Here is a 13,631-nt window from a genome sequence, read left to right as displayed (position 1 = left end):
TTTGTTGATGATACATAAAAAGGAAAAACTTATGAAAAAAATGAATTTAGCACTTTCTCTAGCAGCAGTTGCCTTAGTTGTTTTAAGCGGGTGTGGTGATAAACCAAAATCGGATGTTGCTACTTATAAATATACTCCAGCACAAGTTTATGCTGAGACTTGCGTACATTGTCATGGTCCAAAAGGCGAAGGTATCGCTGAGAAGAAAGCACCTGCGCTGACCAAGCAAAGTATTCAAGAACTTGAAATGTCACTTTTTGATATTAAAAATGGTGGTCTTGGACAGTCCACAGCAAGTGAGCATGATATTATGGAACATAATATGAAGAAGCTGGCTGAAAAAGGCTACGACTACGATATTAAAATGATGGCAAACTACCTTCACAATGCGTTCTACGTTGCTAAATAAAATTTGAATATGATGTTTTTGGTGTGTTGCACACCAAAAACATCTGAAAGTTACTTATGAATAAAAGATCTGATGAAGTTTTTGTTTGGCCGTTGTGTACACGTATTATTCATTGGATTATTGCTACCTCTTTTCTCCTCTCTTTTGTGACATCTTTCGATCGCACTCTGTTTGAATGGCATCTTGCTTTTGGTTTTATTTTTGGAATCATGTTGCTTTTTAGAATTATTTGGGGATTTTTTGGTCCTAATTATGCAACGTTTAAAACGTTCAAATTAAAATACAGTGAGCTTCAAAGCTATTTTATTGAAAAAGTGCAAAACAGATGGCGAAAAATTCATGCAGGACATAATGCCGCATCAAGTTGGTTTACACTGATTGTTCTAGGTTTGGGGAGTTGGATTGTTTTGAGTGGACTTTTACTGCAAGGGACACAAGAAGCAAGCGGTCTTTTTTCACGTTTAAATGCGCATTATTTTCGTTTTTCTTCGGCATTGCTATTGTTTCATGAAATACTTTCTTATCTCCTTTTTACTTGGGCAATGATCCATATTGTGGGTGTTTTAATTGAACAGTTTTACCATAAGACACATATGCTTTTTGCGATGATTACAGGGTATAAAAAAGCGGAAGGTCAAGATGCGGCTGTTTCGATAGTGCGACATCTTTTTGCCTATTCAGCAATTATTTTATCTATGATGACGCTCTTTTTTGTTGCGCAACCTCAAGATACTTTTTTAACAAAGAGCTTATTTGAGCGGCGAGATTTTAAAGCTGAAAATAGCACTTTTTATGAAAAATGCAGTAAATGTCATAAGATCTATCCACCATTTATGTTACCACATGACTCATGGATTCGTCTTATGGATGGTCTTGAAAACCACTTTGGTGAACAGATTAGAGAAAATAACATTACTCAAAGTGAGCAAATGAATATTAAAGCGTATCTTTTAAGCCATAGTGCAGAGAGTTCATCTCATAAACTTGCTTTTAAAACCTTAGAATCACTGGGCGAGATGCGTCCTATTTCCATGAGTAAAGTTCCCTATTGGAGAGAAGCACATAAAAATATTGATAAAAAAGTCTATCAATCTTTACATGTAAAAAATGCTTCAAATTGTTTTGCCTGCCATGAAGATTTTGAATATGGGATATTGGAAAATAGACGTATCCATATACCTAGATCATGATGAAACTTTTTCGAAATCATATTTTGGCTATAATAATTCCTAAAAACGAAGGATGTCATAATGCTTCTAGGCGTAAATATCGATCATATTGCAGTGCTTAGAGAGGCACGAAAGATTAATGATCCTGATCCACTTGATGCAGTTTCTTTGGTTAAACGTGCCGGAGCTGATCAGATTACCATCCATTTGCGAGAAGATAGACGCCATATTAATGATGATGATGCTAAAAAAATTATTGAAACGTCTCAACTTCCTATCAATTTAGAGTGTTCTATTAATGCCGAAATTATTGACAAAGTGCTTCAATTACATCCGCATCGAGCTACGCTTGTTCCCGAAAAGCGTGAAGAAGTGACAACAGAAGGTGGACTGGATGTTGTTAAAAACAAAGAGATCATTACAGAGATCGCAAAAAGACTTAAAAAAGAGCATATTGAACTTTCGTTATTTATTGATCCCAATAGTGCTATGATCGAAGCTTCAAAAGAGATCAACGCTGAGTGGATTGAGTTACATACGGGATTGTATGCCAATATTTATGCGATGCTCTACTCTAATCTATCACGTTCAAGACACAGTATCAAAGAGCTTGAACTGGATCGTGAATCTTTACATGTAAAGCTCCTTGAAGCAACCCATGAGCTTGAAAGATCTGCAAAACAAGCACAGCAATTAGGGCTTAAGGTAGCTGCAGGGCATGGACTAAACTACCAAAATGTTAAGCGTATTTTAGATATCAAAGAGATTTGTGAGCTTAATATTGGGCAGAGTATTATCGCACGTTCCATTTTTGTAGGGTTTGAGACTGCCGTTAAAGAGTTGTTAGGATTAATACGATGAAAAAAATAGCGATTAGCATTGGAGATTTAAATGGTATTGGTTTAGAGATTGCTCTGCGCGCACATCAAGAGGTGCAAAAGCTCTGCGATCCAATTTATTGTATCAACGAAAATATGCTTGGTTGGGGCGCTGCACTTTTAGATTTAGATGTCCCTAGTGACTTTGAAATACGTGATTGTGGCAAAGTTTTTGAGATTGAAGCGGGTGTTTGTAGCGCTGAAGCGGGTGAAAGCTCATACGATTCGTTTATTACCGCTGTTGCACTGGCTAAAAGCAATGAAGTTAGCGGTATCGTCACGCTTCCTATTAACAAAGAGTCATGGGCCTTAGCAGGTCTTGAGTATAAGGGACACACCGATGCACTGAGCGATCTTTTGGGGTGTGAAGCCATTATGATGTTAGGATGCGAAGAGATGTTTACCATACTTTACACTCATCACATTCCACTGCGCGATGTTCCGCATGAAATTAAAGCAAAAAAAATCAAACCTTTTTTGCTGAAAGTGTATGAAGAAATTGGCGAAGATCGTATCGCCGTTTTAGGACTTAACCCTCATGCAGGTGATCACGGTGTGATTGGCGATGAAGATGAAGAGATTAAGCGAGCGATTGAAAAAGCAAATAACTTTTTGGAACGTGAAGTCTTTGTAGGACCTTTCGTCCCTGATATGGCATTTTCAAAAGTCAATCGTGCAAAATTTCGTTATTTTGTCTGTATGTACCATGATCAAGGGTTGATTCCTCTTAAAGCACTTTACTTTGATGAGAGTATTAATGTAAGCCTTAATGCAGGTATTGTTCGCACATCTGTAGACCATGGAACGGCTTTTGACATCGCTTATAAAAATGAAAATCCTTCCACGCTTAGTTATATTAATGCCGTCAAAGAGGCCGTTAAACTTGCCACTGGAAAAACATTATTGACATTTTAATTCAAGTAATACTAAGACTAAAGATGTAATAATAATACTAGATTTAATTAAGTAATATTTAAATATTGCCTAATTATTATCTTAATATTACATCTTTGGAGGTCACGTATTATGCATATTCCAGATGGCTATCTCTCTCCTATCACATGTATCGCAACGTATGCTGCTGCATTACCACTGTGGGTTATCGCATTTAAAAAACTCAAAGAAGAACTGAATGAAACAACACTTCCCCTCATAGCCTCTTTGAGTGCACTCAGTTTTATTATTATGATGTTTAACATCCCTATTCCGGGCGGAACCAGTGGACATGCTGTAGGTGCGTCACTCATTGCGATTTTATTCGGTCCATGGGTTGCATCTGTCTGTATCAGTCTTGTTTTATTGATTCAAGCACTCGTCTTTGGTGATGGCGGTATTACAACATTTGGGGCAAATGCCCTTGTAATGGCTTTTGCTGCCTCTTTCTCTTCTTATTATATTTTTAATATTTTTAAACAGAAAGCCTTTGCTTCTTTCTTAAGTGGTTGGGTTGGTATTGTTTGTGCATCAATTATTCTGTCGCTTTTCCTTGGTGTCCAACCCTTAATCGCAAGCGCCGATGGTCAGCCCCTCTATTTTCCTTTTGATTTTGCTTTGACCTTTCCTGCCGTTGTGGGTTCTCATGTACTCTTTTTTGGTGTGGTGGAAGGTATCTTTACAGCGATTGCCTATCGGTACATTGTCAAAAACCGTATTTATAAAGGAGCGAATGCATGAAAAAGATACTTTATCCCATACTTATCTTATTTATACTGATACCTCTTGGATTATTGAGTGAAAATCCTGCGTGGGCTGAGTGGGACAATGAATACTATCAAGAGGTTTTAGGTTTTATCCCCAGAGGGATTGAAAATGCTTTTCACTTAAGAGCACTAGCACCTGATTATACGATAGATGGGTTAAACGATGTCATCGCTTACTATCTTTCAGGGATGTTGGGAGTTGCTTTGATTTTTGGAATTTTCTATTTTCTCGGGAAAAAAATTTGCGCGATAGAACTCTTTTTGGACTCTATCTTTTAGGGCTAGCTGTTATTCTAGCTAGCCATTCTTCTTATCTATTACTCTTTTTTGCTTTTATCTTGTTACTATTGGCTCGTTCTCAGTGGCTTAAAATGCTCAAAAAATCTTTTAAAGCGATTGTTTTTTTTAACATAGCCATTACCCTTGGATATTTGATAATTGCCCTTGTTCAGCAAAAACCTTGGTTGGACTATTTACTACTGTTTAACTTACGTGTTTTTGACTTAACCCTGACGACAATGCTTTTTTCCCATTATGTCAATATCGCACTTGCCCTCTCCTTTTCAAAAACATTGAGTTTTCTCTTGAGCATTTCACTTTCACAAATTTACAGCTACCAGAAGAGTTATGAAAATTTCATGTTAGCCCTTAAAAGTAGATTGATTAAAAAAATGAGTGAACGTGCTCAAAAAGAGTTTATTACCTCTGTCTTTGGTTATTTTTTTACCAAGGCATTGTATGATAGTGAAGAAAAAAAGTTTGGCGCTTAAAGCAAGGGGATTTTTTGATAAAAGTTGACAATTTAGCGTATCAGTATGAAACACAATGTGTTTTAGATAAACTCTCATTTGAAGTTAAAGCGGGTGAAAAAGTTGTTTTACTAGGAAATAATGGAAGTGGCAAAAGCACGCTGCTTCGCATTCTTGCAGGACTTTATTTTGGCGAGGGAAACTATTTTTATAAAGATCAATTGATAACAAAAAAAAGCGTTGGTAAAACCTTTCGTAAAGAGATAGGGATTCTATTCCAAAATCCAGAAACAATGATGTTTAATCCAACAGTGTATGATGAGATTGCTTTTGGGCTTAGAGAGTTTGATGTGGAAAATGTCGACGAACGTGTCCATGCGATAGCTGAAAAATTTCATTTAACGCACCATCTTCAAAGCTCTCCTCTTAAGTTGAGCGGTGGCGAAAAGCAAAAAGTTATGTTATGCGCTATTTTGGTTCTTGAGCCACAATTCCTACTCTTAGATGAACCTACTGCCAATATGGATCCAAAAACAACAGGATGGTTTGTTGATCTGCTCTCAGAAATGAATATTACAACCCTTATCTCAACCCATAATATCTCTTTAGCCTATGAACTTGGTGATAGAGCACTTGTTTTAAACGATAAACATCAGTTGATTTATAATGGCGAAATTGAAGCGCTAATGAAAGATAAAAAGATACTGATTGAGGGAAATTTACTGCATCTTCATGCCCATAAACACAAAGACTTTCAGCACTCACACTATCATATGCATCATTTCTAAACGTTACTAAGCTTTACATGTAAAGATTGAAGTGCTTGAATACTCTGGCTTTGATCGGCATTATCTATGACCAGATCAACCTTACGAGGTTTTTTATAGACTACATCGTAATACTCTACTAAAAGTATCTTTGCTACCTCTGCGAGATGATTGCTCTCATATGCTATTTGGGCGGCTTCTTTTGCACTCTTCTTAATATAAGGTGAAATCATTTGCATGACTTGATTAAAAAAATCGGTTGTGATGCTCACATAATCTTTGAGAATTCGTTCAACGCGTTGTTCAAGAGGGGCAGTAATTTCGACACGAAATCCTTGTTGCATACGTTCATGTAACAGGGCTGGGATGGTACATTTTCCCATACGCTTACTCTCTGCTTCAATGAATATATAGGTATTTGGATCAATTTTACATAAAATTTCGCATAAAATATTTTCAAAGGCTTTTTGACTTGGTTGAGCTCCTTTAATACTACCAAAGCTCGAACCTAAATGATTGGCAAGCATTTCAAGATCAATGGACGGTTGTAGAATTTGTAAAAGCTCACTTTTCCCGCAACCTGTATTGCCCCCAAGTAAAATAAAATGGTGGTGTGGAATAGTTTCAAGATACGTTAGTACATGTAAACGGTAGTTTTTATAGCCGCCCGTTAGTCTATACACTTGGTAGCCAATATGAGAGAGAATAATGGCAATAGAGCTAGATCTTAGCCCTCCTCTTGCACAATAGATACCAATTCTTGCACCAATTTTGTAATGTTTGGAAATCTCTTGAAGGTGGAGTGCAACATTTTGGCAAATATAACGAGCTCCTAGTATTTTTGCATCATTACGAGAAACTTGTTTATAGATGGTACCCACTTCTTGATGCTCAGCATCATTTAACGCATAGAAATTTTGAGCATTTGGAATGTGTGATTCATTAAATTCTTTGGGACTACGTGCATCAATCAAAAGATCAAAAGAGGATTTTTGGGTAATAAAGGCATCAATCTCGACATCATTTAACATGCAATATACTCAGGAATAAGCCCTTTAAGATGTTGGTAAATTTTTTCAAAATCAGTTCCATAAACTCTTGTGTCTGCAATTGTCGTTATAAAATTAGTATCACCCATCCAACGTGGTATAACATGGTAATGTATATGCTCAGCAATACCTGCTCCACCGCTTTTACCAAGATTCATACCTAAGTTGACACCGTGTGCTCCAAGACCCTGTTTAAGCATCTGTACACAACGCTGTACGATCAAAGAGATGTGTAACCATACTTCTGGATCAAGCTCTTCAATGGCGTCTGTATGCTGATGGGGAATAACCATAAAGTGCCCTGGTGAGTAAGGGTAACGATTCATAACAATGAAACAGAGTTTATCGCGATAGAGTACATGATACTCTTCATCTTTTTCGGGATGTGCACTAATATTGCAAAAGACACATCCTTCGGGCTTATCACTAAAATAAGCATCACGCCACGGAGCATACAGATAGTTCATCAATCGACCTTTTTAATGGCTTCAAGTGAGGCTTGAATATCAAGCTCACGCATAAAATATTCGCCAATCAAAAAGGCATCTGCCCCCATCTTACTTAAATGCTTAATGATCTCTTTGTCGTTTAATCCACTCTCCGCAACAATGATTTTACCTTGTGGAATCAGTGGCATGAGCTTTTCGGTTAAACTCATATCCATTTCGAAAGTCTCAAGGTTACGGTGATTGATACCAATAATATTGGCTCCTGCAAAGATGGCTTTTATAAGATCTTCTTTATCATGGATTTCGACTAAAACTTCAAGTCCAAGTCGTAATGCGTACTCTAAAAGATGCTTTAATTCAGCTTTTGTCAGTGCTTTTGCAATCAATAATATAAAGTCAGCACCGTAAACAAGGGCTTCTAATATTTGGTATTCATCAACAATAAAGTCTTTGCGTAAAAGAGGCGTTGGTACATAACGTCGAATCTGGGTTAAATACTCTAAATTACCTTGAAAATAGTGAGGTTCTGTCAAAACGGAGATAGCATCAGCCCCACCGAGTTCATACGCTTTAGCAATGGTAAGAGGATCGAAATCAGCTTTGATAATACCTTTGCTTGGACTTGCTTTTTTGACTTCCGCAATAATGCGGTAAGGATTTTCTGGCGTAGATTTCAGATAAGGTTTTACATCGCGAGGCATAAAAGGGTTAAAGGCAAGACTCCTGCCTAACCAATCTATCGTATACTCTTTTTTCTTTTTTTCTAAATCTTCACGGGTTCGTTTGATGATTTCATCTAAAATCATTGTGGCTTTTTCTCTTTCAAACATTTTTTAATGGCTTCAATATGAGCATTCACCTCTTCTTCGATGACATTGTCACCAAAGTATTTCATGATGGCATACGCTTCTTCACATTTACCTTGCTTAAAGAGCCCCCAAGCAAGAGAATCTAAATAATAAGGTGAGTTTGGCTCTAATGCAAGGGCATCTTGTACTAAACGAATCCCTTTTGGTACATCAATATCATGGTCAATTAATAGATAGCCATAGTAATTCATATACACGGAATCTTTTAGCAATCCTGTGACTTCTTCAAATTTTTTGGAAATGGATTGCAATATTTCAGGTGTCAGTTTTGTCTTATTGAGCTCATATTCATAAATAGCCATTTTGCCGAGATAATCAAGGTTCTTGCTCTCTTCGTAAAGCTTTTCTGCAAGAGCATAGGCTTCTGTGAATTTTTTCTGTGTTGCATAAATTTGAATCAACATGTCTTGGTTCAAGCCTGTTTTTTCCAAGAAATGAGTTGCCCCTTTGATATCTTTTGTGTACAGCATTAATTCAACGATTTTTTTGGCAATTTCATCCGTTGGTTGTTCTTTATACAGTTTTTTATACGTGGCAATAAGCCCTTGAACATTACGATCACGTCCGTAAATTTCAATCAGTTTAAAACATGCATGTTCTCCGCAGCCTTCTACATTTGCATATGTTTCCAAATAGGCGACTGCGTCATCTTTACGTCCTAAAAAGCGGTATAGAAGTTCAACGATATTGAGTAAAAGATCTTCAGATTGCTCTTGTTTATAGGCACTTTCAAAATATTTAAGAGCTAAGTCATACTCTTTCATTTGCAAATAAAGATTACCAGCGATGCTGAGATGCTGTACTGTTTTATCGTACTCAATGAGTTTAAGAATCTCTTTTTCAGCTTCTTCGTAGCGTTTTTCTTTAACAAGTTGCCCCACAAGAAGACGGTTAAAGTTCTTTTCTTCAGGGTATTTTTGAATACCTTGCAGAATAAGATCACGTGCATCAGGATCACCTAAGACAAAGGCAAGACCTGCATCTTCAGTAAGATAAACTTTCTTTTGGCTCTGTTCGTAAAGTGTATGATAAATTTTGCGTGCATTGACATAGTCGCCATTTTGCTGATAATCTAATGCTTGTAAAATAAGGTTGTCTTCTTCTTCAAAAACTTTTTTTTGTTGTCTCTTTAGTAACAACAACTTCTTTGGTGGCGCAACCAGCCAATAAAAAAAGGACGATTATAAACGAATAATACCGGGACATTCTGTGACTACCTCGTCAATATTTTCTTTAAAATATTCCCAAAAAGGGAATGTACGGCACTGTTGTGGACGTACGTCATAGATACGACACATCTTTTTTTCCATATCGAAAAAGATGCAACCATAGCCGCCTTCGTATGCGATTTCTTTAATCGTGAAACGATAGCGAATTTTTAGTAAATAGTTATTGATAAATTCTTCTTTTGATAAAGAAAGTTTCAAAGCAATCGCACTTATCTCCTCTTGACTCACCCAAATGTATCCGCTCTCTCCAATACAGCACTTTCCAGTACAGCTTTGACACGCTTTTGGATCAAAAGCGTATGGATAGCCTTCACATTTCATTATGCTTTCCATGTCACACTCTTTGTTTGGGATCGCTCAAAAATGGTTTGTACCTGAGGACTAAATGTTTCACCATTGTAGATAAAAAGTGGTGGATGAATTTTACACAAAGTTTTTGAGTTTTTACGTGCACGAATCAGCACCAAGGAAGCTTCTCTCTCCTCTTTGGGGTACACAAAACGAAGATCTTCCACATTCAGTCCATTGGCAAGCAGTGCCGCCATCAAACTATCCAGTTGCTTGGCATCATAGCAGAAGAAAAAATAACCACGATTGGAAAGACTTTTGGTAACTTTAGAGGCAAATGCCGTAAAGGGAAGCGCACTACTGTGACGACTAAGGTAGAGGGCATCGTTTTCACTTTTAACACCGCCTTTATGGTAAAAAGGAGGATTTGATACAATCATATCAAATTTATGCTCGAATTTCGCCTCTAAAAAATCTTTACATGTAAAGCTGGCGATCTCTATGTTATTCGCATGTGCGTTGGCTTTTGAGATTTCACAATTTTGAGCTTGAATGTCTAAAAGATTTACATGTAAAGCTGGAAAATCGCGTTTGAGCAAAAGCCCCAAAATGCCACAACCACAACCAACATCTAGTAATTCGCCTTTTGGTGTGAATGAGGCGATAAAATCATAAAGTAAAAGGGTATCACTGTTGTAGCGATACCCCTGTTCTGGCTGAAATAAGTTCATTTTTATTGATACACCCTTATCTGGAAGCCTCGTGCTTTATCTTGCTCTATATTTGAAAGTGCATAGCTAATTTTTGCGCCTTCTCCTACATAGGTTTCAACGAGCTCTCCACCCGCTTTTGCTCTGGCTTTTCCAAGTCCAATATTGGCAAGTCCACTAATGCGATCAATTTCACTATCTTCTACGCCCACTTTTTTATTTTTAATCAGCTTGAGTGATGCAAAACCACCATTGTCAACAATAGGCGCAACCTCAAAGAGGTAAGAGCTGTCATACTTCGCAAGGAAGGTCTGAACCTCTTTTTTACAGGTTTCAGAGATAGCATTGACACCTGTTCCCATATCGGTACACGTTACTTTGTCAACCATCACAGGCTTATGACCTTTTTGCAAAGGTGTTGACGTTTTGGCTACAACTGTTTTTGGTGTTGCCGTTTCTAACAGCTTTATTTTTTCATTGAGCGTTTTGATTGTTTGCTCATTGGAAGCAATGCGTTTTGTAAAATCATCTTGTTGTTGCGCTAAAACACTCTCTTTTTGTTTGAGCTCTTTTTCGAGTGCAATTATTTTAAGGGTTTCATCTTTTTTACTAGCTCCTAATTGCGTCTCTTTTCCTTTGATGTCAGCTTGGAGTGCTTTCGCCGCCTCTAAATATTGAAGCTCTTTTTGCTTGAACTCTTCTTTGAGTTTCGTTATATTCTCTTCAAGTGAAGCTTTAAGTGTTTCTGTCTTTTTGTAATTCTCTTTATTGGCAACAATTGTGGCTTCTTTAGCTTTGAGCTCTTTTTCTAAAGCGATACTTTTAAGTGTCTCTTCTTTATTAAATGAGGCAATTTGGCTCTCTTTTGCTTTTAGCTCTGCTTGCAATGCTTTGGTCGCTTCTAAGTTTTGAAGCTGTTGCTGTTTTGACTCTTCTTTGAGTTTGGCGAGTTTGTCTTCAGTTGCAACTCTTTGCGCTTCAAGTTTTTTCATCTCTTCTTTAGAGGCTAAGAGTTGTGCCTCTTTGGCTTTAAGCTCTTTGTCCAAAGCAATGCTTTTAAGGGTTTCTTCTTTAGAGGAAGCTGTTAATTGTGCCTCTTTGGCTTTGATCTCGTTTTGAAGTGCTTTGGTGGCTTCTAAATGTTGAAGCTCTTTTTGTTTGGACTCTTCTTTAAGTTTCGTTAGATTTTCATCTGTTGAGGCTTTGAGACCCTCAATCTTCTTCATCCCCTCTTTGGTTGCAAGAATTGTCGCTTCTTTAGCTTTAATCTCTTTGTCTTTCTCTTTGAGCGCATCTAAATACTCAATCTCTTTACGGCGAAGTTCGTCTTTAAGTCCAACCATTTTTGAATCTTCACTCACACGATTTTTTTTCTATCGTTGCAAGTTGCGCTTTAAGCTCTTCAACTTTTTTGTTGGTTGCCTTTGTTGCATTGTCTTCTGAATCTTTAAGTTTTACATGTAATGTTTGAACCATTCCTTCATTGCGTGCATTCTCTGTCTGAATTTTTTGGAGCTCAAGTGCTTTACTTTTAATCTCTTTTTCTAAAGCAGAAGTTTTGAGAACTTCATCTTTACGGTTGGAAACAATCGCCGTCTCTTTTTCTTTAATATCTGCTTGAAGTAACTGTATTTTAGCGATGTAGTCGTTTTCTTGAGCCTTGCTATTTGCTTTGAGTTCATCTAATGCTGTGCGAAGTTCTTTGATTTTTCCATCATCGCTCTCTTTACCTTTTTGTGTCTCTGTTTTATAGGCAACGAGTTGTGTTTTAAGGGCTTGTAACTCTTTCTCTTTTCCGTCGTATTTGAGTTTTAGATCATTATTAGATGCAGTGAGTTCATCGGTATGAAACTGCATACGATCACTGTTTTCTTGCACGGTTGCTTTGTAATCACTTAACTGTTTGTCAAATTTAGCCATCAACTCTTTTTTGACATTATCAAAACTGGCAATTTTTTCATTAAATACTTTATAGTTTTTATTGTGAATCTTGTCGTTTTCATCGACTCGTTTTTTGACCTCTTCCTCAACGTTAAGCTTTTCTGTGTTCATTGTTACTATTTTATCGCCTAACTCTTTGATCTTAGCCTCTCTTTTAGCAATTTCCTCATTGAGCTTTAAGATGGATGCATTGAGATTTTTTTCGCTGTTTTGTGCATTTTCTTCAAGCTTTTTATTAGCAGCAGAGAGTTCTTTATTGAGTTTTTTCTCATCTTCAAGATAGGTTTTAAATTTATTAAAATCCTTCTCATTTTCAAGGATGAGTGCATCAATATGTTTTTTAGAACTGGCAATCTCATTATTTAGACCTTTGATTTTTTCCTCTTCAAGTGCCATTTTCTTGAGATGATCGTCATCTTGAAGCGCCATATCTTGGCGATTTTTAGCAATCAATTTTTCAGTATCTGCTTTGAGTTGTTCTATGGTAGCGTTGTATTTACCAATCTCTTCTTTATGCTTTTGGTCTGAAAGGAGCAAGGATTGTGTTTGTTTATTTAAGAGTTCATTTTTCTCTTTTGCCGCTTGTACGATCTCTTCTTTAAGTTTGTTGATCTCATCTTGCTTACGTGTAAAAGCATTTTTAGCTGTCTCGTTGTTTGTATTGATTTGCTCGTTTAAAAGCGCAATCTGATCGTTCAAAAATTTGATTTTTTCTTTGTAATCCGTTAGCTTTGCTTGCTCTTCTTCGCGTGCTTTTTGAATGGCAATACGTTTTTTATCTTCATCATCGACAGCCTTAGCTTTAAGTTCTTCTATTTGACCTCTTAAGGTATTGGCTTCAATGTTTGCTTTTTGAGCGATGACAACATTTTCCTTTTGCAACTCATTGATTTTCATCGTCAAATCACTGATGTTGCGATAGTGTTGCTGCTCTGCTTCATTAAGGCGTTCGGTATTTTTATTGGTTAATTGATTGCGTTGCTCTTCAAGTTCGTTGTCTTGCTCTTCGAGTTTTTTAGAAAGCTCATTTTTTTCATTGGCCATTAAAAGGTTATCGTGCTGAACAAAGAGGAGTGTTTTTTGCAATTTATTGACCATACGTTTAAAGTCTTGAGGTGTTAACTCAGAATCAGGAATAGGTTTGCCTTGTTCGTCAAAGTATTCATCTTCATAGAGATTGCCATCTTTGCCCTGCTCAATCGTCGCGTCTTTGTCTATATAATGCTTTTGCATATCCTGAGGTAGATCACTAAATTTAACATCGCTTTTACTGATGTATTTTTCACCGAGCTCGTCAAAAGAGACTCCACCAAAATTACCATATTTTACAGAAGCTAAACTTCCAACTACGATAATTGCACCAAGTGCTATATTTAAAATCTGCGAAGAAGAGAGAGCAATTTTTGCCATTAATCAAAAGCCTT

The 13,631-nt window shown here is 36.9% G+C and carries 16 protein-coding genes; 8 read left to right on the top strand and 8 right to left on the bottom strand.

The features are described 5' to 3' along the window. The first annotated feature begins 31 nt into the window (after window positions 1-31). The 8 genes from Sdiek1_RS08295 (at window position 32) to Sdiek1_RS08260 (ending at window position 5,693) form a co-directional block, all read left to right on the top strand. A complete protein-coding gene (locus Sdiek1_RS08295) occupies window positions 32-409 on the top strand; it encodes a c-type cytochrome (RefSeq protein WP_161492017.1) in 378 nt (125 codons plus the stop codon). Between the two features lie 56 nt (window positions 410-465). Further along, the gene (locus tag Sdiek1_RS08290) at window positions 466-1,599 is read left to right on the top strand and encodes a cytochrome b/b6 domain-containing protein (protein WP_087438693.1); all 1,134 of its coding nucleotides are present in this window, start codon (window positions 466-468) and stop codon (window positions 1,597-1,599) included. 60 nt (window positions 1,600-1,659) lie between these two features. Then, window positions 1,660-2,439 (top strand): pyridoxine 5'-phosphate synthase, encoded by a 780-nt coding sequence (locus Sdiek1_RS08285; protein ID WP_087438692.1) that lies wholly within the window; start codon window positions 1,660-1,662, stop codon window positions 2,437-2,439. Further along, the gene (gene pdxA / locus Sdiek1_RS08280; protein WP_087438691.1) at window positions 2,436-3,371 is read left to right on the top strand and encodes a 4-hydroxythreonine-4-phosphate dehydrogenase; all 936 of its coding nucleotides are present in this window, start codon (window positions 2,436-2,438) and stop codon (window positions 3,369-3,371) included. Before Sdiek1_RS08285 ends, pdxA begins: the two co-directional genes overlap by 4 nt. A gap of 111 nt (window positions 3,372-3,482) precedes the next feature. Beyond that, complete coding sequence (cbiM, locus tag Sdiek1_RS08275) at window positions 3,483-4,130, top strand: cobalt transporter CbiM (RefSeq protein ID WP_087438690.1); 648 nt, start codon at window positions 3,483-3,485, stop codon at window positions 4,128-4,130. Next, a complete protein-coding gene (locus tag Sdiek1_RS08270) occupies window positions 4,127-4,435 on the top strand; it encodes a PDGLE domain-containing protein (protein WP_087438689.1) in 309 nt (102 codons plus the stop codon). Before cbiM ends, Sdiek1_RS08270 begins: the two co-directional genes overlap by 4 nt. Continuing rightward, window positions 4,399-4,926 carry a hypothetical protein gene (locus tag Sdiek1_RS08265; RefSeq protein WP_161492016.1) on the top strand — a complete coding sequence of 176 codons (528 nt, stop codon included), beginning with the start codon at window positions 4,399-4,401 and terminating at the stop codon, window positions 4,924-4,926. Before Sdiek1_RS08270 ends, Sdiek1_RS08265 begins: the two co-directional genes overlap by 37 nt. 14 nt (window positions 4,927-4,940) lie before the next feature. Next, window positions 4,941-5,693 (top strand): energy-coupling factor ABC transporter ATP-binding protein, encoded by a 753-nt coding sequence (locus Sdiek1_RS08260; RefSeq protein WP_087438687.1) that lies wholly within the window; start codon window positions 4,941-4,943, stop codon window positions 5,691-5,693. Here Sdiek1_RS08260 and mnmH read toward each other — a convergent pair. From mnmH to Sdiek1_RS08220, 8 genes are read right to left on the bottom strand one after another with little or no spacing between them, the layout of a single operon-like run. Beyond that, a complete protein-coding gene (gene mnmH, locus Sdiek1_RS08255; RefSeq protein WP_087438686.1) occupies window positions 5,690-6,703 on the bottom strand; it encodes a tRNA 2-selenouridine(34) synthase MnmH in 1,014 nt (337 codons plus the stop codon). The two genes, Sdiek1_RS08260 and mnmH, sit on opposite strands and share 4 nt — an antisense overlap. Continuing rightward, entirely contained in the window at window positions 6,697-7,188 is a 492-nt protein-coding gene (locus Sdiek1_RS08250) for an HIT family protein (RefSeq protein WP_192866731.1), read from the bottom strand. Before Sdiek1_RS08250 ends, mnmH begins: the two co-directional genes overlap by 7 nt. Next, a complete protein-coding gene (gene trpC, locus Sdiek1_RS08245) occupies window positions 7,188-7,976 on the bottom strand; it encodes an indole-3-glycerol phosphate synthase TrpC (protein ID WP_087439861.1) in 789 nt (262 codons plus the stop codon). The genes Sdiek1_RS08250 and trpC overlap by 1 nt, the downstream gene beginning before the upstream one ends. Further along, window positions 7,973-9,178, bottom strand: coding sequence for a tetratricopeptide repeat protein (locus tag Sdiek1_RS08240; RefSeq protein ID WP_238098889.1), 1,206 nt, complete (start codon window positions 9,176-9,178; stop codon window positions 7,973-7,975). The genes trpC and Sdiek1_RS08240 overlap by 4 nt, the downstream gene beginning before the upstream one ends. Window positions 9,179-9,220: 42 nt before the next feature. Then, entirely contained in the window at window positions 9,221-9,601 is a 381-nt protein-coding gene (locus Sdiek1_RS08235; RefSeq protein ID WP_087438684.1) for a YkgJ family cysteine cluster protein, read from the bottom strand. After that, window positions 9,589-10,287, bottom strand: a complete 699-nt coding sequence (locus tag Sdiek1_RS08230; protein ID WP_087438683.1) for a tRNA1(Val) (adenine(37)-N6)-methyltransferase — start codon at window positions 10,285-10,287, stop codon at window positions 9,589-9,591. The genes Sdiek1_RS08235 and Sdiek1_RS08230 overlap by 13 nt, the downstream gene beginning before the upstream one ends. Window positions 10,288-10,289: 2 nt before the next feature. Then, a complete protein-coding gene (locus Sdiek1_RS08225; RefSeq protein ID WP_151897983.1) occupies window positions 10,290-11,627 on the bottom strand; it encodes a coiled-coil domain-containing protein in 1,338 nt (445 codons plus the stop codon). Continuing rightward, window positions 11,620-13,617, bottom strand: a complete 1,998-nt coding sequence (locus tag Sdiek1_RS08220) for a hypothetical protein (protein WP_087438681.1) — start codon at window positions 13,615-13,617, stop codon at window positions 11,620-11,622. The genes Sdiek1_RS08225 and Sdiek1_RS08220 overlap by 8 nt, the downstream gene beginning before the upstream one ends. Window positions 13,618-13,631: the final 14 nt, after the last annotated feature.

Origin of the sequence: Sulfurospirillum diekertiae (assembly GCF_002162315.1) — a bacterium.
Lineage (GTDB): Bacteria > Campylobacterota > Campylobacteria > Campylobacterales > Sulfurospirillaceae > Sulfurospirillum.
The sequence above is the reverse complement of the archived record's forward strand: the minus strand, read 5'-3'. Positions and strand labels throughout refer to the sequence as shown.